The organism is Erwinia sp. JH02, from assembly GCF_013074405.1.
GTDB classification, from domain to species: Bacteria; Pseudomonadota; Gammaproteobacteria; order Enterobacterales; family Enterobacteriaceae; genus Erwinia; species Erwinia rhapontici.
On record NZ_JABANZ010000003.1, the window covers coordinates 116,597 to 140,926 of the forward strand.

General features: G+C 53.9%; 21 protein-coding genes. 10 read left to right on the forward strand and 11 right to left on the reverse strand.

What is annotated here, in order from left to right:
- Nucleotides 1-11: 11 nt before the first annotated feature.
- Together HHI26_RS09535 and HHI26_RS09540 are read right to left on the reverse strand one after the other, a co-directional pair.
- On the reverse strand, nt 12-581 hold the full coding sequence (locus HHI26_RS09535) for a hypothetical protein (protein ID WP_133845881.1): 570 nt from the start codon (nt 579-581) through the stop codon (nt 12-14).
- On the reverse strand, nt 581-1,513 hold the full coding sequence (locus HHI26_RS09540; protein WP_171148979.1) for a hypothetical protein: 933 nt from the start codon (nt 1,511-1,513) through the stop codon (nt 581-583). Before HHI26_RS09540 ends, HHI26_RS09535 begins: the two co-directional genes overlap by 1 nt.
- Before the next feature lie 139 nt (nt 1,514-1,652).
- Between HHI26_RS09540 and HHI26_RS09545 the strand changes: the two genes are divergently transcribed.
- The 3 genes from HHI26_RS09545 (at nt 1,653) to HHI26_RS09550 (ending at nt 3,424) form a co-directional block, all read left to right on the forward strand.
- On the forward strand, nt 1,653-2,429 hold the full coding sequence (locus HHI26_RS09545) for a DUF3750 domain-containing protein (RefSeq protein ID WP_167864717.1): 777 nt from the start codon (nt 1,653-1,655) through the stop codon (nt 2,427-2,429).
- Nucleotides 2,430-2,642: 213 nt separating this feature from the next.
- Nucleotides 2,643-2,936: a hypothetical protein gene (locus HHI26_RS25470; RefSeq protein ID WP_133845884.1), complete on the forward strand. Its 294-nt coding sequence runs from the start codon at nt 2,643-2,645 to the stop codon at nt 2,934-2,936.
- Nucleotides 2,915-3,424, forward strand: a complete 510-nt coding sequence (locus HHI26_RS09550; RefSeq protein ID WP_159338048.1) for a DNA-binding protein — start codon at nt 2,915-2,917, stop codon at nt 3,422-3,424. Before HHI26_RS25470 ends, HHI26_RS09550 begins: the two co-directional genes overlap by 22 nt.
- Here HHI26_RS09550 and denD read toward each other — a convergent pair.
- From denD to HHI26_RS09570, 4 genes are all read right to left on the reverse strand, one after another.
- Complete coding sequence (gene denD, locus HHI26_RS09555) at nt 3,378-4,364, reverse strand: D-erythronate dehydrogenase (RefSeq protein WP_167864718.1); 987 nt, start codon at nt 4,362-4,364, stop codon at nt 3,378-3,380. The genes HHI26_RS09550 and denD overlap by 47 nt on opposite strands.
- Nucleotides 4,365-4,381: 17 nt before the next feature.
- Nucleotides 4,382-5,701, reverse strand: a complete 1,320-nt coding sequence (locus HHI26_RS09560; RefSeq protein WP_133845887.1) for an MFS transporter — start codon at nt 5,699-5,701, stop codon at nt 4,382-4,384.
- A gap of 222 nt (nt 5,702-5,923) precedes the next feature.
- Nucleotides 5,924-7,360 carry a magnesium transporter gene (mgtE, locus tag HHI26_RS09565; protein ID WP_133845888.1) on the reverse strand — a complete coding sequence of 479 codons (1,437 nt, stop codon included), beginning with the start codon at nt 7,358-7,360 and terminating at the stop codon, nt 5,924-5,926.
- A 123-nt stretch (nt 7,361-7,483) separates the two neighbouring features.
- Complete coding sequence (locus HHI26_RS09570; protein WP_133845889.1) at nt 7,484-7,666, reverse strand: YfgG family protein; 183 nt, start codon at nt 7,664-7,666, stop codon at nt 7,484-7,486.
- A gap of 314 nt (nt 7,667-7,980) precedes the next feature.
- On the opposite strand from HHI26_RS09570, the gene HHI26_RS09575 reads away from it, so the two are divergent.
- A complete protein-coding gene (locus HHI26_RS09575) occupies nt 7,981-10,227 on the forward strand; it encodes an EAL domain-containing protein (protein ID WP_133845890.1) in 2,247 nt (748 codons plus the stop codon).
- Here the strand turns inward: HHI26_RS09575 and tehB are convergent.
- The 3 genes from tehB to ppk1 are packed head-to-tail and all read right to left on the reverse strand — an operon-like array spanning nt 10,217 to nt 14,519.
- Entirely contained in the window at nt 10,217-10,903 is a 687-nt protein-coding gene (gene tehB, locus HHI26_RS09580; RefSeq protein WP_133845891.1) for a tellurite resistance methyltransferase TehB, read from the reverse strand. The genes HHI26_RS09575 and tehB overlap by 11 nt on opposite strands.
- Before the next feature lie 23 nt (nt 10,904-10,926).
- The gene (ppx, locus tag HHI26_RS09585) at nt 10,927-12,453 is read right to left on the reverse strand and encodes an exopolyphosphatase (RefSeq protein ID WP_133845892.1); all 1,527 of its coding nucleotides are present in this window, start codon (nt 12,451-12,453) and stop codon (nt 10,927-10,929) included.
- A 5-nt stretch (nt 12,454-12,458) separates the two neighbouring features.
- Nucleotides 12,459-14,519, reverse strand: a complete 2,061-nt coding sequence (ppk1, locus tag HHI26_RS09590; RefSeq protein WP_133845893.1) for a polyphosphate kinase 1 — start codon at nt 14,517-14,519, stop codon at nt 12,459-12,461.
- A 144-nt stretch (nt 14,520-14,663) separates the two neighbouring features.
- Here ppk1 and HHI26_RS09595 point away from each other — a divergent pair, with 144 nt between their 5' ends.
- The 3 genes from HHI26_RS09595 to pstB are packed head-to-tail and all read left to right on the forward strand — an operon-like array spanning nt 14,664 to nt 19,254.
- Nucleotides 14,664-16,820, forward strand: coding sequence for an ABC transporter permease subunit (locus tag HHI26_RS09595; protein WP_171148980.1), 2,157 nt, complete (start codon nt 14,664-14,666; stop codon nt 16,818-16,820).
- Nucleotides 16,817-18,463: a phosphate ABC transporter permease PstA gene (gene pstA, locus HHI26_RS09600; protein WP_167864720.1), complete on the forward strand. Its 1,647-nt coding sequence runs from the start codon at nt 16,817-16,819 to the stop codon at nt 18,461-18,463. The genes HHI26_RS09595 and pstA overlap by 4 nt, the downstream gene beginning before the upstream one ends.
- 14 nt (nt 18,464-18,477) lie before the next feature.
- Nucleotides 18,478-19,254, forward strand: coding sequence for a phosphate ABC transporter ATP-binding protein PstB (gene pstB, locus HHI26_RS09605; protein ID WP_171148981.1), 777 nt, complete (start codon nt 18,478-18,480; stop codon nt 19,252-19,254).
- Between the two features lie 63 nt (nt 19,255-19,317).
- Here the strand turns inward: pstB and purN are convergent, their stop codons facing one another.
- Together purN and purM are read right to left on the reverse strand one after the other, a co-directional pair.
- Nucleotides 19,318-19,956 (reverse strand): phosphoribosylglycinamide formyltransferase, encoded by a 639-nt coding sequence (purN, locus tag HHI26_RS09610; protein ID WP_133845897.1) that lies wholly within the window; start codon nt 19,954-19,956, stop codon nt 19,318-19,320.
- Entirely contained in the window at nt 19,953-20,993 is a 1,041-nt protein-coding gene (purM, locus tag HHI26_RS09615; RefSeq protein WP_133845898.1) for a phosphoribosylformylglycinamidine cyclo-ligase, read from the reverse strand. The genes purN and purM overlap by 4 nt, the downstream gene beginning before the upstream one ends.
- A gap of 245 nt (nt 20,994-21,238) precedes the next feature.
- Between purM and upp the strand changes: the two genes are divergently transcribed.
- The 3 genes from upp (at nt 21,239) to hda (ending at nt 24,316) form a co-directional block, all read left to right on the forward strand.
- Nucleotides 21,239-21,865, forward strand: coding sequence for a uracil phosphoribosyltransferase (gene upp / locus HHI26_RS09620; RefSeq protein ID WP_133845899.1), 627 nt, complete (start codon nt 21,239-21,241; stop codon nt 21,863-21,865).
- 337 nt (nt 21,866-22,202) lie between these two features.
- A complete protein-coding gene (gene uraA, locus HHI26_RS09625; RefSeq protein WP_133845901.1) occupies nt 22,203-23,492 on the forward strand; it encodes a uracil permease in 1,290 nt (429 codons plus the stop codon).
- A gap of 116 nt (nt 23,493-23,608) precedes the next feature.
- Nucleotides 23,609-24,316 (forward strand): DnaA inactivator Hda, encoded by a 708-nt coding sequence (hda, locus tag HHI26_RS09630; protein ID WP_133845903.1) that lies wholly within the window; start codon nt 23,609-23,611, stop codon nt 24,314-24,316.
- Nucleotides 24,317-24,330: the final 14 nt, after the last annotated feature.

The following is a 24,330-nucleotide window of genomic DNA, read 5'->3' on the forward strand; positions in this document are numbered from 1 at the left end:
CCTCAGGATGATTAATAAGTGCTGCTGTCGATGGTGAAACGATAGTTGATATCGACCTCAGTCGTAATATCGGCGCGTTCGGTTTTCTTTAAAACGAATTCAAAAGCGGGTTCGTAGTCCTCGCCTCTGAGCACTTCACCGCCGAAGATCTCAACATCATACAGGCCATTCTCAAGCGCGATCTGTGGCCGTCCCGGCTGGCGATAGCGTTCCTGCAGTGAGTGGATATCGGCATCGGTGAAGTTTTGCAAAATCCGCCATGTGAAGAGCAGGAGCTGCTGGTTTTCAATCCGCAGGAAGTAGCCGCCGCGCCGATGCTGTAAACGGCTCTCCGGCTTAAGCAGCTCCGGCATCTCATTCGAAAGGTTGAAAATAATCGTGTACGGGTAATTTTCAATGCCCGCTAAAGGGATGACGATGCCGTTCTGCACAGCCCTGTCACCGCTGTCATTGCTGGCAAATTCCGAGGCCAGATCGTCACTGAGTAGGTTGTCGTCCTTGAATTTTTTCAGCAGACGAAGGTCGCCAATCAAAAAGTAATCAATCAGGTCGTTAAGGACTTCAACGAATTCATAGCGCATCAATCAGCTGCTCCGTTATTTTTACCCTTGTTAAACTCAACGCCCCACATTGAAACGCCCTGGATCATCTGCAGTATGGCGCAGGTATGAATACTCAGGGAAACGGCATTTGAGTATTTACTGGCATAATTTTCACTGATCGGCTGGAAATAAAGTCGGCCTAACGTTTTCAGTATCGCCCTGTTCTTTTTCATTGCCTGATAGAGTTCCGCGGACTCCTTCAGTGAAAAGTGCTCGGTAACGCCCTCGACGATCAGGTCATCCAGCACCGTTGCACTTGCCTGAAACTGAGGTTGCAGCCTTTCCAGCTCAGCGCGGAAAGGGGCGATTTCGCGCTGCATGGTTAATAACAGCTCTGCATTTTGTTCCGGGTTGATGCGTGATTTCAGTTCGGATACCAGATGGCAAAAATAGATATCGTTCTTCAGATCGCTTTCAAGAAGACGGTTGGGATCGGCCAGATATTTTTGTTGTGAAACTGCTCTGAAATCGGCATCACCTGAGTGGCTGTCCAGGGCGTTCAGATGGTCTTCAATGTGAATAAACGCTGCCAGTCTCCATGTCAAATTTTCTGCGGTTTGCCAGGCTAACTGCCCGCGAAATGCCCAAAAAACCATTTCGGAACTTTCATGCAGCAGATGGCGTAAATAACGCGGCGTGTGGTTCTTGAGATCAAAGCGATCGAACTGATGCACGACGTTGGTCAGCGTTTCCCCTGCCAGCCTGCTGAGCTGCGAAATGTCGTCTTTGTGGCGATCGCGGATCTGTTTTAACGCTTTACGATAGGGGGCGTGCTGTTCAGAGAGATAGGAACGGTAATCATTATGCGCGGCTATCCGGGAATGCTGATTCTGTTGCTTTGCATAACGCATACTGACCATCGAGACAACCAATGCCGCAAACGCCACACAGTCAGATACGGTGATATTCATTCTGTCCTCCCTGTGAATGCCAATTATCTTAGCGCAGTGAAAATGTGTGTAAACCCCGACGGGATGATACGCCCCGGCGCTGTGCAACCCCGGGCAATCAGGTATGCTGATAAATCCACTCCTGTCAGGAATCCCCGCTATGTTCTCACTGAAAGCCCTGAGCCTGATTTTGCTCTGTATTACGCTGTTGTCGCTGGGAGCAAGCCTGGCACAGGCCACGCGCCATAATGATGCGGGTGCACAGGGCTGGGCGACGGCGCGGAGTGATTCTTCCGGGCAGGCACCCGATCCTCAGCGTTTTGCCAACATGGCGATTGTGCAGGTCTATGCGGCCCCCACCTACGGCTGGAAAGGGGCAGTGGCAGTGCATCCGTGGATTATTTTTAAACGTGCAGGGGAAACCCGCTACAGCCGGTATGAAGTCATCAGTTGGGGAAGCGACGATAAAGTGCGGCGTAACCGCAATCTTCCGGATGCGTACTGGTATGGCTCGCGTCCTCGCTTGCTGGTGGATCATCGCGGAGCAGAAGCTGAAGCGATGATCCCTGGGATCGTGGCGGCGATTGGTTCTTATCCCTGGCCGCAAACCTATCACGCCTGGCCGGGGCCCAACAGCAACACTTTTCTCGCCCATATTGGCCGTGAAGTCCCGGCATTGAAACTGAATCTCCCCGCGAATGCGATTGGCAAAGATTATCGTTCGCTGCTGAATCCGATCGGGTTGCCGCCTTCCGGGCGTGGATTACAGGTATCGGTGTTGGGTGTGGCAGCGGTCACACTGGGCGCAGAAGAAGGGTTTGAAATCAACGTACTGGGGCTGAACCTCGGACTGGGTTTCTCACCGCTACAGCTCCGCCTGCCTTTTATCGGCGGGCTGGGTGACGATAATTTGCAAAAAGAAAATTCGGGGATCTGAGCCGGTTATTTTCCTGTTCGCAGACGGCGCGATTTGCGAACAGATACGCAAATATTTTTCCCTGCCTGCAACCCGAAGCAATAGTTCCCGACATGCTTCGCAGTCAGTTACCACACCACTGGTACTTTCCCTTTATCGGAGACATTATCTCATCATTCCATTAAGGTTGTCAGTTGACAACCGGTATATGGCGATAGATACTGGAGGGGAAATATGGCGCGTCGTACTCATGCTATCAAGGAAATCGAAATAGTCCTCAAACATGCCGAGCAGCAAGGCTGGCGGGTGGTCTGTGGTGGCAGTCATGCCTGGGGGAAAATATATTGTCCCTGGAATAGCGCACAGTGCCGTTGCGGAGAGTTCTGCATCAGTTGTGTATGGAGTACGCCAAAAAATGCAGTGAATCACGCCAGGCAGCTTAAGCGCGTTGTGGATCACTGCACGATGAGCCAACGATTTGAACGCAATGGAAGGAATAAGACGCCATGGAATACACCTTTACACTAAAATATCAGTTAGTTGGCCAGACAGAAGAAGACGGCGATGCACTCGTTGAACGGCTGGCTGAGGCGGGTTGTGATGATGCCCTGATTGGCCTGGGCATCCCAGGGCGTATCGCGCTGGAGTTTATCCGTGAAGCATCGTCAGCGCAGCAGGCGATGGAGAGCGCACTGGAGCAGGTCCGGAGCGTACTGCCGGATGCCCGACTGTTTGAAGTTTCACCGGATTACGTAGGCCTGACGGATGTCGCTGATCTGATAGGTGTTACCCGGCAAAATATGCGCAAGCTGATGCTGGCGCATTATCATACCTTTCCGGCACCGATCCATGAAGGCACTGCGACGATCTGGCACCTTGCCGAGGTGCTGACATGGCTGGAAAAACGCGGCGGTTACCGCGTTCCTGAGAATGTTCAGGAAGCGGCTGCCGCTGCGCTAAACCTCAATCTCAGCAAAGAGATTCAGCGGCATCGCTCTCAGCCAGATATTCTCTGACCATTTCATCAAATGAGGCATTGGCCTGGAAACCCAGGCGGTTGGCATAGTGGGCATGGAAATCACCGGGCCAGGAGTTAACGATCTTAACGATAGCCGGGTCGGGCTGATGGCTGATTCGTGATAAGACTCCATCACCGCTGATACGCCTGAGTGAAGCCAGCATCTCTTCTACCGTCACCGACAGGCCGCACAGATTAATGACGCGGCCCTGATCCAAATCTTCACCGTTCAGTTCGTGCCCAAGGAGCAGCGCCTGTACAGCCCGGGCTGGAGACATTAACCACAGACGCGTGGCCAGGCTGACCGGGCAGTTCGCACGCTCTCCGTTGATGGGTTCGCGAATAATACCGCTGGCAAAGCTGGAGGCGGCTGCATTCGGCTTACCCGGGCGTACAACGATAGTGGGCATACGCAGGCTGCGCCCATCGAGGAAGCCCTTACGGCTGTAGTCGGACAGCAACAGGTCGTTCATGGCTTTCTGAGTGCCATAGGAACTTTGCGGCATCCAGACCTGGTCGTCAGGGACTTTCTCGGGGAGCTTGCCGCCGAACACCGCCACCGAACTGGTGGTGACCAGGCGTACGCACTGTGGCAATGCACGCAGTCGCTCCATAACCTGACGGGCAGCGTCAACGTTGATTTTCATCCCCAGATCGAAATCCTGTTCGGCCTGACCTGAAACGATCGCCGCCAGATGAAAAACACTGTCTGTTTGCGCATCAATCAGCGTTTCCAGCTCGGTACGGTTGCTGATATCCCCACAGCGGACGATCAGGCGTCGGTCATCAATGCCACTGAGGGGCGCAATATCAATGGCCGTAATCTGTTTAATCGGCTGTGGCTGTCCGTTTGCATCGTGCAGTGAACCTTTTGCCAGCAGTGCCTGAACCAGTTTTTTTCCCAGGAATCCGGCAGCGCCGGTAACAACGATATTCATAATATGCCTCATTGAGGTTAGCGGTTGACGATGCGACCAGGGATCAAAAAGATAGCCGCAGCGCCCACGAACAGGGTGCAGGAGATGATCATCATGCCGGTCAGGGTGGAGTGCGTGAGGTCGGTCAGTATTCCCATCAGATAAGGCGCAACAAAGCCGGCAAGGTTACCGAAGGAGTTAATCAGTGCGATACCTACGGCTGCCATCGTGCCTCCCAGGAAGGCTGTCGGCAGGCTCCAGAACAGTGGCAGAGTACTCAGTCCACCTGCCGCCCCCAGTGTCAGGCCGAACATGGCGATCCACAGGTTGTCGCTGTAGAGAGCGGAAATCACCATGCCCACGCCGCTGATAACGGCAATGACGGCGAGGTGCCAGCGGCGTTCGCGGTGGCGGTCTGCGCTGCGCGAAGCCACGATCATGGTGACAATCGCCGCGGCATAAGGGATGGTCGTCAGCAGGCCCACGGTGAAGACATCCTCGACCCCGGCATTGCGTACCAGCGTCGGCAGCCAAAAGCTGACGGTATAAAAACCGGCAATCAGGCAGAAGTAGATAAACGTCAGCAACCACAGCTTGCCGTTACGCAATACGCTACCCAGTGTCGCCTGCGCACCAGGGGAATCTTGCACTGCATCTTCTTTCAGGCGGATATTCAGCAGGGTCTTTTCTTCCGCACTCAGCCAGTTTGCATTTTCAATGCGGTCGGGGAGTAAAAAGAACACCAGTATGCCGATCAGCAGAGAAGGGGTTCCCTGAATGATAAACAGCCACTTCCAGCCTGCCATCCCGTGGGCATTATGGAAATAGTCCATAATCCAGCCGGATAGTGGCCCGCCAATCAGTCCTGACAAGGGAACCGCTGCTGCAAACAGGGCAAACATTTTCCCACGCCGATAGGAGGGGAACCACAGCGAAAGATAAAGGATGACCCCGGGGTAAAAACCGGATTCCGTCAGGCCAAGCAGGAAACGCACGGCGTAAAACTGAAAAGGTGTCGACACCAGCGCGGTAAGCGGTGCAATCACTGCCCAGGAGGCGAGCAGTGCGGCCAGCAGACGGCGGGCACCAAAGCGGTGCAGCGCCATATTGCTTGGCACCTGAAAAAAGAAGAAGCCGATAAAGAAGATCCCAGCACCGAGACCGTAAACCGTTTCGGAAAAGGCGAGATCGCTGGACATTTGAAGTTTGGCAATGCCGACGTTGATTCTGTCGAGATAGGCGAAAATATAACTGACAGTCAAAATCGGCAGGATACGCCAGACGGCGCGTTTCCAGGCATTCTCTTCCAAATCGCTGACCGCAGAGGGTGGCGGGAGAGCCGATATCGATGAATTCATTGGGTTTCCTTTGTCGGATAGAGTAGGAGATGTGCTTTATTCAGGCAATAGTCATCCTGTTCCCGGTGCACAGGGCTAGCCTGTGACCCGGAAAGGTGAATTGACGAGAATGTTTGTTATTTTTTGTTAGATTAGGCGGTGGGGGGGAAATTTTCTGCGCAATGAATCACATAATTAACCATTAATTATCATTTTATAACAAAATACGTAATATCTTATTCATCAGTGCAACAGGAACAGCGTCGCCAGACCGAGGAAGATAAAGAAGCCGCCGGTATCTGTCAGCGCGGTGATCAGCACGCTGGAACCGACCGCCGGATCGCGTTTCATTTTGATCATCAGTAGCGGGATCAGGACGCCCATCAGAGCGGCCAGCAGCAGGTTAAGCAACATCGCCAGCATCATCACACCACCCAGCGCCGGGTTGCCGTACATCGCCCAGGTTACCCCTCCCATAATGCCGCCCCAGAACAGGCCGTTAATCAGCGCCACGCCAAGCTCACGGCCAATAAGAAACGTAAAGTTCCCCGGTTCCACCTGGTGAAGCGCCAGTGCGCGCACAATCATGGTGATGGTCTGATTACCGGTGTTGCCACCAATCCCGGCGACAATCGGCATGAGTGCGGCCAGTGCCACCAGTTGTGAAATTGTGTGCTCAAACAGGCCAATAACGCGTGACGCGATAAACGCTGTGCACAGATTGATCGCCAGCCAGGCCCAGCGAGTGCGGACTGATTTTCTTACCGGCGCGAAGACATCTTCCTCCGGGTTCACCCCCCCCATTTTACGAATGTTACTGTCGTTCTCATCGTTGACCAGGTCGATCACATCCTCAATGGTCACGCGCCCCATCAGCTTGCCTTTGGCATCAATAACGGCAGCAGAAATCAGGTTATAACGTTCGAAGGAACCGGCCGCATCTTCGGCTTTATCATCGATCAAAAAAGTGGTCGGGCGATCGTTCATCACCTCATGCACCCTTTTGTCCGGCGTATTCAGCAGAATTTCCGTCAACGGCAGTTCGCCAAGCAGGCGATTATTCTTATCGGTGATAAACAGTTTATCGGTGCCATCGGGAATGGACTTTTTCCGGCGCAGGAAACGTTGCACGGTAGCCAGAGTGACATCGGCCCGCACGGTGACCAGCTTGAAGTCCATAATGCGACCAACGCGGTCGCGGTCGAAATGCATCACGTCCAGTACGCGTGAACGCAATTCCGGATCAAGGGAGGTCAGCAGCCGGCCAGTTAAGTCGCGCGACAGATATTTAGCAAGGTAGGCCTGTTCATCAATGTCCAGCGGTGCGATAGCGCGCAGCAGGTCGCGGTCACTCATCTCCTCAATCAGGCTTTCCCAGACGTTTTCTGACGCCTCTACCAGCACCTGACCACGGCGGTCATTGCCAATCAGTCGCCACAGTGCCAGGCGTTCATCTTCCGGCAGCGCTTCCAGCAGGTCAGCAATGTCGGCAGCATGCAGCAGGGGAAGGGTGCGTTTAATCTCATCAACCTGCTCACGATGCGCTTCGGCTTCGGCGGGAGATTCACGCAGTGGGCGTTCATGTAACGTGTCAACAAGATCGCTATCATTCAGCAGGAGATTAAGGATACGGCTACGAATTTCGGCCAGCTGCTGAACATGAGAAGGTGCTACAGACATACAACATCCTTTTGTCTGGCTAACGAAGAAGACGAAATGAGGTTATAGTCTAGCGGATTTCAGACATAACTAATCTGCAAAAGCTCCGAAAAGCGTCTGCTTATCATCGCCACCGGGTTGTGGCTACTTATCGTTTACGACGGTTGTGGGGATCGCAGGAGCGTTCTTTTTCTGCTGGTGATGTTCGATAGCACCGGGAACGACATAGATCAGTCGTCCTAATAAAATGATAAAGCTGACCAGCAAAATGACCCGGGTCATGCGTCCGGTTTTCTGACGTTTTCTGAATGACATAGCGCTATTCACGCAAAATTTCCTGTTATTAACCCAAAAGGGCGATGAGTAATTTACGCACAGCGGGCTACTGAGGTCAATGGGAGAAGGCGATCGCGATGACAACGTGGATACGGTAAATAGATTCATTTAGTTAACATACGGATAAATACAGTGCTTTTACGTGCGCATTAATTGCCATTAAATTGATTTGAATCAATTTAACATGAGATGTTACTCCTACAATATCGCAACATTTCATAAGATACTTTCGTTCATAAGTATCGCCATGGCTGGCATTTTTGAATAAAAACGTAACAACACCACTTAAAAAATATCCTGACTCAATGAAAAAAGCGGCTCTTCTGAAGCGCTTCATCAACCGTTGGTGGGGATTACCTCTGATACTGGCCTTGTTGCTTATGCCATTGTCGTCCTCGCTATCCGTCAGGCTCTGGATCCCTGGCGGCTATGTCTATCTTATCTATCTGCCTCTGGCGATGATGATTGCAATGTTAATGGTTTTTGACTGGGCGGCACTGCCAGGCATTTTTATCGCGTTATGTTTCCACTATTTTTTCCGTTATACCCACTTGCAAGCAGTGTTGATCATCTCTATTTTCCTTGTCACTTTGACGTTCTGCTGGTGGGGATATCGCAATCAAGAGAAAGTGCGCTGGGGTGTCAGTTTTGGTGAACTGCATCTGGCCACGGTGCGTCTTTTCTGGCTGGCATTTGCTATGCCGACGGTATTTATTTTGCTGAATCAGCTGATGATGCCGTTGGGTATTTTACCGAAAAGTAACTCTGTTTTTGCCCCTGACCCTTTTTCAGTGCATACCCTGCTCAACTATCAATCGACACTGCTGGCCTCGCTTGCCCTGGTGCAGCTGTTCTATTTTTTGATTCGCATTTTGCGTACACCCCGGTTTTTATTCATTTTTATCGACCGCTGTAAACGACAATGTTCCCCTTCGGTAACGCGCCATGAGTGGTTGATATGGCTGGTGATGCTGATGACGTCACTCATGATGCTGACACAGCTCCGATCCAGCCCGGAAAATTTGCTGACCACCGAGTACGGGGTGCCTTTTTTATTGCCGCTGATGCTCTGGGCTGCCCTGCGTTTTGGTTATCTTTTTACCTCCCTCAGTTGGGGAATATTGCTGGTGGTGCTTTACCAGTATCACGATCGATTTATGAATACGTCAGTGAAACCCCATGACCTTGCGGTTGTTTCTGCTAATCTCCTGGTTTTCACCTTGACGATTTTACTGATGTCCGCCATCAGTACCCGGCAGCGTCGACTGCTGGCTAAAGCCCGAGAAATGGCGCTCACCGATCCGGTCATCGGTTTGCCGAACTTGCGTGCGCTCAGTAAGGATCTGGCGGTCAGCTCCAGCTCTGTGCTCTGTTTTTTGTGTATTCCCGATCTGGATCGACTGAGCCGGACCTATGGCCTGCAACTGCGTATCCAGTATAAGCGCAGCCTTGCCGTACATCTCCAGCCCTGTCTGCTTCCCGGAGAAGATGTTTATCAACTTCCCGGTTTCGATCTGGTTTTACGTCTTGAGCATGCAGGGCATCAGTCACGGATCGAAGGGATTGAAGCCCGCCTGAAGGATTACCATTTGAGCTGGGATGGCCTGCCTATTCATCCTGATGTCGGGATCAGCTATTGCTCGGTTATTCCGCCAGTACTTCATCTGTATGAGCTTTTGGGTGAGATGAGTGCCATGGCACAAATGTCATTGCGCAGCGGCCACGCAGAAAATATGCAGCAGGCACAAAATGTGCCGGTACAAAGGCACATCGCGGAAAAACTGGTGATGCTGCACACTATCCAGCAGGCGTTACAGAGCGGGGGTTTTCATCTGATGGCGCAAAGGATAAAGGGTATTCGCGGCGACGATTACTATGAAATCCTGCTGTTTATGGTAAATGCACAGGGTGAACATATTAAACCCTGGCATTTTCTGCCGGTGGTGCGTGAGTTCGGTCTGACCTGGGAAGTGGACAGTATGATGCTTGACCAGGCCCTGGCATTTATCCATCGCCATCGGGAACAATTGCCGGGGATCCGTCTTGCGGTCAATTTTTTTGCGGCAACGTTGTGTCGTCCACAGTTTGTGGAAGACATTGCATCACGTCTTAAAGTGCATGACATCGAGCCGTGGCAGTTGATTGTTGAAGTGGAAGAGTCACCGATTCTCAGCGATCACAGCTGGGGAAATCGTTCCATTGCTCAACTGCGCCAGCTTGGCTGCCGGGTGGCGATTGACGATTTTGGTAAAGGTTATTCCAGCTATTCGCGCCTGAAACTGATACAGGCCGATATACTGAAAATCGATGGCAGCTTTGTGAACAATATGCTGGATAACAGCCTGGATTATCAGATTATACAATCGATTTGCGCCGTCGCACGGCTGAAACGGATGCAGGTGGTGGCTGAGTGCGTTGATAACGATGACACTGCCGAAGCACTGCGTAAGTTGGGCGTGGATTACTTGCAGGGGGCTATCGTGGGTCCGCCGATACCATTATATGATCTGGCCTCTGCACAGACAGCGGCCAGTCTGGCTGTCAGACTTTAACCATCGACTTCTGTGCCAGCAACGTGGCAAAACGCAGGGAAATACGTTGGCCATTTTCATCGATTCGGTGCAGTTGGCCGACATCTTCATTGTATTTAACAATATGCCAGTTACGGTAATAGTGGCTCAGTTCACCTGATTTAAAGGCGAACGGAAAGCCCTGGTTGCAAGGATAGTCGGTGGTGTCCATGGCGGCGACGATCAGGTTATAACCGTCCCGCACTGTGCTGGCTTGCATATCCGCAATCAGCTGTGGGATGGTTTCGGGCTGCAGGAACATCATCACTACCGTGGACAGCACCAGGTCATAAGCCCCGTTAAAGCGCAGCTGGTTGAGGTCCTGCTCGGCGGTATGAATACCGCTCAGGTTTTCTGCGGAGATAATCTGGTCAAGCCGTGCCAGGCTGGCCGGGTTTTTGTCCCATGCCGTCACATCAAAGCCTTTGCTGTTCAGATACAGCGTATTTCGTCCACTGCCGCAGCCGACATCCAGCGCTTTACCGCCGTCAAAATAACGTGAGGCTTCCACCACTTCAGAATGGGGCGCGGTCAGCCCGTATTGCTTGCTGAAATCTCTTTCCAGGTGTTGAGTCATGATTATCAGTTCATCATTTTCCAGTGGGTCATGCCGGTGGCTGACCAAAAATAAGGCCACTCTGCGCGATGATAAGCGCATGAGTGGCCGTTTACCGATAACGCTTAGCTTTCTTCCTGAATGGTCAGTTGCCAGCCCGTGACATCTTTCCAGTACGTCTGCTCACGTTCTAAATCCAGCTGAACCAGGTTGTTCTGGCTGAAGTAGCCGGCTGGGAACGTCAGGGTCCAGTTGCCATCATCGGTTTGCAGTTGAAGATCGCTCGGTTTAGTCGTCGCCTGGCGCTGATTATTGAGCAATGTCCCTAAACGCAACAGGAAAACCAGCGGCAGGAACTGCTTACGTTTAAACAGCGTAAGGCGCGGCATATCTTCCACTTTCACGCCTTTACGGTGGTAGCGTACCAGCGTTGCCAACAGCGTTTGTTGATCCTGATTAAACCCCGGGAGATTGGTATTTTGCAGGATATAAGCGGAATGCCGCTGCATACCGCTGTGGTTGATCGTCAGCCCAACCTCATGCAGCATCGCCGCCCACTTCAACAGAGCGGCAAGCTGCGGGTTCGCCTGCCGGGTATTCTGTGCGCGCCACTGCTCGTAGAGTAACTCTGTCGTTTCCAGAACTCTGCGCGCCTGATCGCTGTCGATAGCATAATGGTTCGCCAGGCTCTGGGCTGTGCGGCTGCGAATATCCTGATGACGGAAGCGGCCTTCCATTTCATACAACACACCTTCACGCAGTGCGCCGTCTGACAGGCGCAGTTCGCGGATCGCCAGGGCATCAAACACGCCACAGAGAATGGCAAGGCCAGGCACAAAGACGCCTTTACGCTCGTCAGAGAGGCCTGGCAGGCTGAGTGCATCAAACGACTTGTGCTTGATAACCTCGTTGTACAGCAACTCAAGGCGCTCCGGGGTGATCAGCTTTTCTTTCTCCCCCATCGCCAGCAGTACTTCGCAGGCTGCTTTAATCGTGCCAGAAGCACCCAGCGCAAACTGCCAGCCCATCAGACGATACTGCCACGCCAGGGTTTCCAGTTTTTGCACTGCTGCCAGCCGGGCGCGGTTAAAGTTCTCTTTACTGATGGCGCCGCCAGGGAAGTACATATTGGCAAAGCTCACACAGCCCATGCGGCGGCTTTCAACCAGCTTGGGTTCAAAGTCTTCACCTATAACGAGCTCGGTGGATCCGCCACCGATGTCAATTACCAGCTTGCGGCCTTTTTCCGGTTGGGTATGTTCTACGCCCATAAAGATTAAACGGGCTTCTTCATGGCCGGAAATCACTTCAATCGGGTAAGGGATCACATCGGCTGCACGCTGGAGGAAGTCTTCCGCGTTAATTGCCTGGCGCAGGGTATGCGTACCGACAATCGTAACGTTGGCCGGGCTGAAACCCTGTAAACGTTCGGCAAACAGCGCCAGACAGCCTAAACCGCGCTGAATAGCCTCTTCGCTCAGGACGTTATTGCTGTCCAGCCCGTCAGCCAGATGCACGCGTTGTTTCAGGCGTCCGAGCACCTGCATCGCCCCGTCAACTACGCGGGCAATCACCATGTGAAAACTGTTCGAACCCAAGTCAATGGCAGCAAATTCCTGCGGTTTGGGCGTACTTTTATGGGAAATTGGCATAGTGATTAATCAGGTTGCTCGAGAGATTTAATGTAATCGTAAATTGCAAGCTGGGCCCGGACCTTGCGGCGGTTACCGCGCGGAACATATCGGTTGCTTAACTCTTTATCGACGTAACGTGCTTTCAGCGTATCACTTAACAGGATGGCAATAATATCCAGCACACGCTGTTTAAGAATAGGGTCAAGTATGGAGACAGCCACTTCGATACGATAATCGATGTTGCGTGTCATCCAGTCTGCGGAGGAGAGGAAGACTTTTTTGTCGCCGCCGTTATCAAAAATATAGACCCTGTCATGCTCAAGATAACGGTCAACAATGCTGATCACACGAATATTATCGCTGATCCCTTCCAGATTGGGGATCAGGGAGCACATGCCGCGCACCAGCAGATTAACCTTAACGCCAACGCTGGAGGCGGTATACAGCCGATCGACCAGCCCCTTATCCACCAGGTTATTGATCTTCAGCGTAATACCCGCCGAAATTCCTTTTTGCGCATTGGCAATCTCGGCATCAATCAGTTGGTACAGCATTTTGCGCGAGTTCTGCGGTGACACCATCAGGTGCTCAAAGCTGACCGGGCGATACGGGTTTTCGATAAAGTTAAACACCCGGCGCACTTCGTTAGTGATACGCGCATCGGCGGTCAGCAACGAGTAGTCGGTGTAGATACGCGCGGTTTTCTCGTTAAAGTTACCGGTGCCGATGTGCGCATAGCGGGCAATCTCTCCGTTTTCACGGCGCGAAATCAGGAACAGCTTGGCGTGAATCTTCAGTCCGGGAGCGGAGAAAATTACATGCACGCCGGCTTCCGTCAGGCGTTTCGCCCAGTGAATATTGGCTTCTTCATCGAAACGCGCCTGCAGCTCGACGACCACGGTAACTTTCTTACCGTTATAGGCGGCATGGATCATCGCATCGATGATGCGTGAATTCTTCGCCACGCGGTAAATATTGATTTTTATTGCCAGTACCGCCGGGTCAAATGACGCCTGGCGCAGCAGTTCAAGCACATGCTCGAAGGTGTGATACGGATAATAGAGCAGCACGTCACGGTTGCGGATCGCATCAAAGCCGTTGCGGAAGCGATCAAACCAGATATGGCGCAGCTGCGGCAGAGGTTTGTTGACCAGATTCGCTTTGCCCACGTTCGGGAAGCTGATGAAGTCTTTGAAGTTATGGTAACGACCGCCGGGCACAATGGAGTCGTAATTGGAAATGTTCAGCTTTTTACGCAGCAGTTCAACCATGGCATCAGGCATATCGCGCTGATAAACAAACCGTACCGGCTCGGCATTCAGGCGCTGTTTCAGGCTCGAGGACATCAGCTCCAGCAGGCTCGATTCCATTTCAGTGACCAGATCGTACTCGGCGTCACGGGTCATTTTCATCGAGTAGGCATTCAGCGCATCGTAGTCGAAGAAGCCACGAAAAATGTCACCCAGGCAATAGCGCAGAATATTATCCAGCAGAATCATTGGTTTTCTGCGACGCGGGGTTTCCGGCGGCAGATTGACGAAACGCGGAACTTTATCTGACGGAATTTCCAGCAACGCGTAACGAATGTCTTCACCACGAATAATCTCTACGGCCAGGTAGGTATAATCGTCTTTCAGGAACTCGATCAGATCGGTGTCGTGATTGATCAAGATCGGCGTGATGTGCTGGCGAAGATGGTGTTTAAAATAGTGCCGCAGCCAGCTCTGCTGATTAGGAGAGAGCTGGCGTTCGTTGATCAGGAAGATCTGATTACGCGCCATTTCCAGCAACAGGTCGTTATACAGACTGTCGAACTCCTGGTCAGCTTTCAGCACCCGCGCCTGAATTTTTTTTAGTAAATGGCGTGGCGTGCTGGGGGAACCCTGCTCTTCTCCAATCAGAATGCGGCGTTTGAGATCGGCAAAACGAACTTTATAAAACTCTTCCAGATTATTGGAATAGATACCAAGAAAGCGCATACGTTCAATCAGCGGGTTGGTTTTGTCTGCCGCTTCTTGTAAAACGCGTTCATTAAAGGATAGCCAACTTAACTCTTTCTCTATATACAGCTTTTCCTGACCCATTTTTACTCCGTTCGGCTGATTCAGGATGAAGGTATCCATTGTCCTGAAACATTATGGCGAGAGTATGGCAGCATTGTCCAATGCCCGATGAATGTTGATTGTCTTATTAATCACATACGGGCAACATAGCGGCTTCTAAGCATAATGGAAAACCACCCTGATATGACTGATCGCCCAATCCCTGTTCACGACAACGCCGGGCGCCGCCGCAGGATTGATCGGCTGACGCGACGTGTGGTAACGGCGTGTGGGGTGGCGATCCTGCTGGTGATGACACTGCTGTTCTTCTGGCTGATTTGGGTGGTGGTGCCACTCTTTATCAGCCCTGGGATGCAGGCAGATAACAACATTAAGCTCTGGCAGAGCAGTCCTGCGGTTGCCATGGGAATGGACAGGCAGCAACAGTGGGGCTGGCGCATTGACCGTCAGGGCAGCGGGCGCTTTGTGCCGCTCAGTGCTCAACCTCCTTCCTCTGCAGTAACGCTGTTGCGCGGTACTATCCGGGCAGCGAGCAGTGCCGATCATAGTAGTGTGCTGTTGTTGTCAGATAGCGGCTCAATGGTGTTAGTTAAACCCGATTTTCCTCCCGGTGAGGAACCCCGCTGGACATTCCCGCTGGGCGATGTCCCACTTTCCAACGGGGAAGATCATGTGCGTCAGTTCAGTCTGGTGCAGATCGCTGAAAACCGCTGGCAGGTTGCACTGGCGACCGCCGATCATATTACGCTATGGCAACTCAATGCTCAGCAGCCAGCGCAAAACTACCGGCTGAACGTGCGTGACGTCGATCAGTTGCTGTTATCGCCCGATGGCAGCCTGTTATTTACCCTTTCTGGCGCTCAGTTGCGCGTCTGGCGACTCGGTAACGGTGAGCCCCAGCTGCGTGATTCTCTGATGCTGGCCGAGCCACCGAAAAACATCGCGTTGCTGAGTGGGGGGAATTCCTTGCTCATTTCCGATGGGCAGGGGATTTCCCAGTGGTTTGATATTGCAAGCTCCAGTGGCCCACATTTGCGTTATATCCGTCATTTTGAGGGGGCGCAGTGGCAGCCTCTGCTCTTTACCGAACCGCACCGTCGTGTTTTCGCCACCCTGAGTCCGCAGGGTGAGCTGAAGCTGTTTGCCAGTAAGCAGCAGGGCGCGATCCTCAGCCGACAGCTGGCGCCGGGTATTGAACTGGCGCAGTTCTCCCAGGAGGGCGATGGCTTATTGGTTGAACGTGCCGGGCACTGGCAGCATTATCGTCTGACTAACCCGTGGCCCGATCTCAGCTGGCGCAATCTGTGGCAGAAAGTCTGGTATGAAAACTATCCGGAGCCGGCCTGGGTCTGGCAGTCCACCTCGGCCAATGATTACTACCAGGGGAAATTTAGCCTGATCCCGATGGTGGCGGGCACGTTGAAAGCCGCAGGGCTGGCGATGCTGTTTGCGACGCCACTGGCACTGGCGGCCGCCATGTACACCGCCTGGTTTATGACGCCTCAGCTACGGCGTTGGGTGAAACCCACCATTGAAATGATGGGCGCGTTACCCAGCGTGGTGATTGGTCTGATTGCCGGGCTGTGGCTGGCCCCAAAAATTGCCGATCGGCTGCTTGGGGTACTGCTACTGCCTTTACTGCTGGCTGCGGTGCTGTTGCTGTGTGGTTGGATGGTGCAAAAACTGCCCCCTCGCTGGCGTAAACGTGCGTTTGCTGAAGGGCGTGAAGTCCTGCTATTGCTGCCGCTGTTGTTACTGACGGCGACAGGCTCCCTGTGGCTCATCCCGCTGGCGGAGCAGGCACTCTGGGGACAGGGACTGGCCGATCACATCAGCGCAGACTATCAGCAGCGCAATCTGCTGGTGGCGGGGGTGGCGATGGGCTTTGCTCTGGTTCCCCTGATTTTCACGCTGGCAGAAGACGCCATTTTCAGTGTTCCGGCCTCACTGGGGCAGGGATCGCTGGCACTGGGGGCGACACAGTGGCAAACCCTGACGCGCGTGGTGCTGCCGGGTGCCTCATCCGGTATCTTCGCCGCCCTGATGATCGGGTTTGGCCGCGCGATTGGCGAAACGATGATTGTGCTTATGGCAACCGGTAATACGCCGGTGACCGACGGTGGGCTGTTTGAAGGGTTACGTTCACTCGCGGCCAATGTGGCGGTAGAAATGCCGGAAGCGGCGGCGGGCAGCACCCATTACCGTATTCTGTTCCTGTCGGCGCTGGTGCTGCTGATCTTCACGCTGGTGGTCAATACCGTTGCCGAGATGGTGCGTCAGCGACTGCGGCAGCGTTACAGCCAGCAGGAGGTGCAGGGATGAATGCGGTAAAGAATAATCACCGCTGGCGCTGGCTCACTGGTGGCGCTGTTGCCGTCAGTCTGCTGGCCTTCCTGTTGCTGATTACCCTGCTGGCCTGGCAGGGGCTGCGTTATTTCTGGCCGCAGCCGCTGGAACTGTTCACGCTGAATACCCCGCAAGGTCAGGTACAGGTACTGGGCGAGGTCACCCAGCAGCAGACCGTATCGCGCCAGCAGCTGGTCGCCAGCGGCCAGCGAGATGCTGCGGGTCTGCCTGACAGCGTGACACGTTATCTGATTAAAACCGGTAACCGTGATTTCGATGCGCCTGACTTTCGTACGGTACTGTCCAGCGATGCGATCGCCAGGGAAACACCCCCGCAGGTCATCGTGTTGCAACGCCGCTCAGGCGGCAATGCCTATGGCTGGTTCGAAGGGCTGCGTGAAGATAGCCATTTGTTAACCTCCCAGGACCCTGGCAAGACCTTACAGCAGCGTTTATTGCAGGCTCGTCAGCGGATTGACGAGGCAGAGAAACTGCGGCGCAAGAACATGGCGCGGCTGAACGCACAGATGGAGTCGCTGGAGCAACAGCGGCAGCATCTGCGAGACGAAAAGCGCTATAACCCCGAGGCCCAGTCGGTGTATCAGGCGGATCGCGCCGAACTGCAACGTCAGTTCGCCCGTCAGGCGGCCAGACTCGCAACACTTCAGCGTGAAAGCAACAATACGGCGGTGCTGCTGCGGGATGCCAGCGGTGTGCAGCATGAGATTTCGCTGGCGCAGATTATTGCTGCCTGGCAGCCCAATGCGATGACCACCGGTATGAAGTGGCGACATTTTGGCAGCCAGCTGTGGCACTTTGTCAGTGATTCTGGCGGCGGGAGCCAGGGAGAGGGCGGTATCTTCCCGGCAATCTTTGGTACGGTACTGATGGTGTTGCTGATGTCGGTGGTGGTGATGCCGCTGGGGGTGATTGCCGCCATCTGGCTACATGAGTATGCCGGACGCAATCTGTTAACCCGGCTGGTGCGTATTGCCGTCGTCAACCTGGCGGGGGTGCCATCGATTGTCTATGGCGTGTTCGGCCTGGGGTTCTTCGTCTGGTTTATGGGCGGCAGCCTCGATCGTCTGTTTTTCTCCAGCGCCTTGCCGAACCCGACCTTTGGCACGCCAGGCCTGCTCTGGGCATCACTGACCCTGGCGTTGCTGACATTGCCAGTGGTGATTGTCGCCACTGAAGAGGGGCTGTCGCGCATTCCGGGTTCATTGCGCCAGGGTGCGCTGGCGCTGGGGGCGACGAAGGCAGAGATGCTGTGGCACGTGGTGTTACCGCAGGCATTACCGGCGATGCTTACCGGGCTGATCCTGGCGGTGGCACGTGCCGCTGGAGAAACCGCTCCACTGATGCTGGTGGGCGTGGTGAAGATGGTCCCGGAGCTGCCGATAGACTCGCTGTTCCCTTATTTACATCTGGATCGTAAATTTATGCACCTGGGTTTTCAGATTTACGATCTGGCGTTCCAAAGCCCCAATGCCGAAGCCGATCGCCCGCTGGTATTTGCCACGGCGCTGCTGTTGGTGTTGCTGATTCTGGGGTTAAATCTGATGGCGATGGTCCTTCGCCACCGTCTGCGCGAGCGCTACCGTGCGCTGATGCATTAACACGGAATTCCGTTATGACTGCGATGTTTGATGACAACGAAACCGCGCTTGAGATTGATAACCTCTGTTTGTGGTATGGCGATAAAGCCGCGCTGAATAACATCAGCCTGCGAGTGCCTAAAAACCGCATTACGGCGTTGATTGGTCCATCAGGCTGTGGGAAATCAACGCTGTTACGCTGTTTTAACCGTATGAACGATCTGATTGATGGTTGTCGCATTGAAGGGTATATCCGCCTGCAACAGCAGTCAATCCTCGGCCATAATCAGGATCTCTCTGCGCTGCGTCGCCGCGTGGGCATGGTGTTTCAACGGCCTAATCCCTTCCCGAAAACCATTTACGATAATGTGGTATACGGTCTGAGGTTGATGGGCGTGCGTGACAGGCGTGTACTGGATGAAGCGGTGGAGCGTGCGCTGCGTGCTGCGGCGCTGTGGCCAGAGGTGAAAGATAACCTCTGGCAAAATGCCCTCACGCTGTCGAGCGGACAGCAGCAGCGCCTGGTGATCGCCAGGGCTATCGCCATTGAGCCTGAAATCCTGCTGCTGGATGAGCCGACCTCGGCACTGGATCCGATTTCGACGCTGGTGATAGAAGAGCTGATGACATCGTTAAAACAGCACTTCACGCTGATTCTGGTCACGCACAATATGCAGCAGGCGGCACGTGTGTCGGACTATACGGCGTTTATGCACCAGGGGAGTGTGGTGGAGTTTGGCATGACCGATGATCTGTTTACGTCACCGCGTCAGCGTCGTACTGAGGATTATATTACCGGACGATATGGTTAATTTGGTGGAGGTCATTGATATGGGCGGACAGGAAAAAAGGTCCGCCCTTACGCAGGTAAGGCATTATTCGAATGCATGTCCTTCAGCGGACAACGGCTGACCGTCAAGCCATGCGGCATCGTCGCGCATAGCCAGTCGGCCATCCACAAACCAGCCGACGACCAGTGGATAAATCGCATGTTCCTGGTGCTGAACGCGCGCAGCAACATCCGCTTCGCTGTCGTTGCTGTACACCGGCACTTTTGCCTGCAGGATCACCGGACCGCCGTCCAGCTCTTCGGTGACAAAATGCACCGAGGTGCCGTGCTCGTCGTCACCGTTCTCGATGGCCTGGCGATGCGTATGCAGCCCCGGGTATTTCGGTAACAGCGAAGGATGGATATTCAACATCCGACCGGCATAGTGCTGAACAAATGCCGGGCTGAGGATGCGCATGTAACCGGCCAGTACCACCAGATCGGGGGCGTAAGCGTCAATCTCCAGCATCAGCTGGCGATCGAACGCTTCACGGTCGGCAAACTGCGCAGCAGACAGCGCATGAGCAGCAACGTTCGCCTCACGCGCACGTTCCAGACCAAAGGCCTCAGCCTTGTTACTGAACACGGCAGCAACGCTGCCGTGAATCCGTCCCTGCTGGCAGGCGTCCAGGATTGCCTGTAAATTGCTTCCATTACCGGAAACCAGCACGACTATGCGTTTCATGCGTTAATAACCACACGTTCTTCAGAGTCAGAGGCTTTGATGACACCGATTTTCCAGGCTTTTTCGCCTGCATCAGTCATCAATTGTACCGCTTTGTCGGCGTCTGCCGGACTCAGGGCAATCACCATGCCGACACCACAGTTAAAGGTGCGGTACATCTCAAAGCGGCTGACGTTACCGGCCTGCTGCATCCAGCCAAAGACGGCTGGCCATTCCCAGCTTGACTCGTCCAGAACAGCCTGAGTGTTATCCGGCAGTACGCGCGGAATATTTTCCCAGAAACCGCCGCCAGTCAGGTGGGCAATCGCATGGACATCCACCTGTTCGATCAGGCTGAGGATGTTTTTCACGTAGATGCGGGTTGGAGCCAGCAGATGGTCAGACAGCGTTTTGCCTTCAAGCTGAGTGGTTTCCGGGTCAGTTTTGCTGACTTCCAGAATTTTGCGCACCAGCGAGTAGCCGTTGGAGTGAGGGCCGCTTGAACCCAGGGCGATCAGAACGTCGCCATCGGCCACTTTGCTGCCGTCGATAATTTCGGATTTCTCAACCACGCCGACACAGAAGCCTGCCACGTCGTAATCTTCACCGTGGTACATACCTGGCATTTCAGCGGTTTCGCCGCCCACCAGTGCACAGCCAGACTGTGAACAGCCTTCAGCGATGCCGGTGATCACACTGGCTGCCGTGTCAACGTCCAGCTTGCCGGTTGCATAATAATCCAGGAAGAACAGAGGCTCTGCGCCCTGTACCACCAGATCGTTAACGCACATCGCGACCAGATCGATACCGATGGTATCGTGGCGTTTAAGGTCCATCGCCAGACGCAGCTTGGTGCCGACGCCGTCAGTGCCGGAAACCAGGATAGGTTCACGGTATTTTTGCGGCAGTGCACAAAGGGCACCGAAACCGCCCAGTCCACCCATCACTTCCGGGCGACGAGTCTTTTTCACTACGCCTTTGATACGGTCGACTAAAGCATTGCCAGCATCGATATCTACGCCGGCGTCTTTATAGCTGAGAGAGGTTTTGTCGGTCACTGCGAAATCCCCACGCGGTTTGCGGTTGGTGTGGTGGTAAGTTTAAGCGCGGCAATTCTAGCAGCGCAGGCAAACGTTTGCGAGTGCCATCTTATTGCGCATTGCGGATAGCTGGATTTTAGCTAATTCTTAGAGGGGTTGCAGGAGATGTGCAAAGTATTGCACTAAGTCATATGGCGCCGGGGATAAATGGCGCTATAATCTCGCGATTTTTTTTTGCAGCTTAACACTCCGGGAGTACAACAATGAAGATCGTGGAAGTCAAACACCCGCTGGTCAAACATAAACTGGGTCTGATGCGGGAACATGATGTAAGCACCAAACGTTTCCGTGAACTCGCATCAGAAGTGGGAAGTCTGCTGACTTATGAAGCCACTGCCGATTTGGAAACCGAAACCGTGACCATTGAAGGCTGGAACGGTCCGGTTGAAATCGAACAGATCAAAGGTAAAAAAATTACCGTTGTTCCTATTCTGCGTGCTGGTCTCGGCATGATGGAAGGTGTGCTGGAACATGTGCCAAGCGCCCGCATCAGTGTCGTTGGCGTGTACCGCGATGAAGAAACACTGGAGCCAGTACCCTATTTCCAGAAGTTGGTGTCCAACATCGAAGAGCGCCTGGCACTGGTGGTTGACCCGATGCTGGCAACCGGTGGTTCGATGATTGCTACTATCGACCTGCTGAAAAAAGCGGGCTGTAACAGCATTAAGGTGCTGGTACTGGTCGCGGCACCGGAAGGTATTGCTGCGCTGGAAAAAGCGCACCCGGATGTTGAGCTGTACACTGCCTCAGTCGATCAGGGGCTGAACGAGAAGGGGTATATTATCCCAGGCCTCGGCGATGCAGGCGATAAGATCTTCGGTACTAAATAAGCCGGCTGCGGGCGAGGCGTGCCTCACCCCTACGAACCCCGTAGGGGCCGGGCATGCCCGGCCCGGCAAGCGCCGAATCCGCGAGTAATTCGTAGGGGTGGGGCATGCCCGGCACGATAAGCGCCGAATCCGCGAGTAATTCGTAGGGGTGGAGCATGCCCGGCCCGGCAAGCGCCGAATCCGCGAGTAATTCGTAGGGGTGGAGCATGCCCGGCCCGGCAAGCGCCGAATCCGCGAATAATCCGTAGGGGGCGGGCATGCCCGCCCCGATAAGCATCAAACCGACCAGAGAGTCGGTTTTTTTATAGCAAAGGCAAACTCAAGGGGTAATAACATCATGACGCGTCGTGCAATTGGCGTACACGAGCGGCCACCGCTGCTGCAAACCATTCCACTCAGCTTCCAGCATCTGTTCGCCATGTTTGGCGCGACGGTCCTGGTACCCATCCTGTTCCATATCAACCCGGCCACGGTGCTGCTGTTCAACGGCATCGGCACGCTGCTGTACCTGTTTATCTGTAAAGGTAAAATCCCGGCTTATCTGGGCTCCAGCTTTGCCTTTATCTCCCCGGTACTGCTGCTGTTACCGCTGGGTTATGAAGTGGCGCTGGGCGGTTTCATTATGTGTGGTGTGCTGTTCTGCCTGGTGGCGCTGATCGTCAAAAAAGCCGGTACAGGCTGGCTGGACGTGATGTTCCCGCCAGCGGCGATGGGCGCGATTGTGGCGGTGATTGGTCTGGAACTGGCGGGCGTGGCGGCGAATATGTCCGGTTTGTTACCAGCCGATGGCAGCATGGCTGACAGCAAAACCATTATTATCTCGATGGTCACGCTGGGCGTAACGGTCTTTGGCTCCGTGCTGTTCCGTGGTTTTCTGGCAATTATCCCGATTCTGATCGGTGTTCTGGTGGGCTACGCACTGTCCTATGGCATGGGCATTGTCGACTGGACGCCGGTGGCGAAAGCCCACTGGTTTGCCCTGCCAACCTTCTACACCCCGCGTTTTGAGTGGTATGCCATTTTCACCATTCTGCCTGCGGCACTGGTGGTGATTGCCGAACATATCGGCCACCTGGTGGTAACGGCGAATATTGTGAAGAAAGACCTGCTGAAAGACCCGGGTCTGCATCGTTCAATGTTTGCCAATGGCATCTCGACCATTTTCTCCGGCTTCTTTGGCTCAACGCCCAATACCACTTATGGCGAAAACATCGGCGTGATGGCGATTACCCGCGTGTACAGCACCTGGGTAATTGGCGGCGCAGCGATTCTGGCCATCATGCTCTCCTGCGTGGGTAAGCTGGCTGCGGCAATCCAGGCCGTGCCAGTCCCGGTGATGGGCGGCGTATCGCTGTTGCTGTACGGTGTGATTGCGGCATCGGGTATTCGCGTACTGATTGAATCGAAAGTGGATTACAACAAAGCGCAGAATCTGATCCTGACCTCCGTGATCCTGATCATCGGCGTCAGTGGGGCGAAAGTACACATTGGTGCCGCTGAGCTGAAAGGCATGGCACTTGCCACCGTGGTGGGTGTGACGCTCAGCCTGATTTTCAAAGCGATCAGTCTGTTGAGTAAGGAAGAAGAGGTGATTGAGGTGCAGGACGAACGTCGCGACGCACAGTAAATCTAAGGGGCAGCTCTGGCTGCCCCTGCCTCATTGCATCTCCCGACCTTAGCGTTTCATGATCCTGAACGACTTGTGGTAGAATTTTCCCGTTTTCTGCCTGCTCAAACCCTGAGGTGAATCTGAACACGCCGGCACAGCTCTCACTGCCACTTTACCTGCCCGACGATGAAACCTTTGCCAGCTTCTGGCCGGGGGAAAATCCGTCGCTGCTGGCTGCGCTTCAGGGCGCACTGCATCAGCAACACGGGAGTTACTTCTACTTCTGGTCCCGCGAGGGCGGAGGACGCAGCCACCTGTTGCATGCCGCCTGTGCCGAACTGTCGGCCAAAGGTGAGGCGGTGGGCTATGTTCCTCTCGATAAACGCACCTGGTTTGTGCCTGAAGTGCTCGATGGCATGGAGCAGCTCGCGCTGATCTGCATCGACAATATCGAGTGCATTGCCGGGGATGAACCCTGGGAAATGGCGATCTTCGATCTGTATAATCGCATTCTGGAAACCGGTAAAACACGACTGCTGATCACGGGCGATCGTCCACCGCGTCAGCTCAACCTGAAGCTGGCGGATCTGGCCTCGCGTCTCGACTGGGGGCAGATCTATAAGCTGCAACCGCTTTCCGATGAAGATAAATTGCAGGCCTTACAGCTACGTGCAAAATTACGCGGTTTTGAACTACCGGAAGATGTGGGCCGCTTCCTGCTGAAACGGCTCGATCGTGAAATGCGTACGCTTTTTGTGACGCTGGATCAGCTCGATCAGGCCTCTATCAGCGCCCAGCGTAAACTGACCATTCCCTTCGTTAAAGAGACACTGGCGCTGTAGTTGCTCTGCGCCAG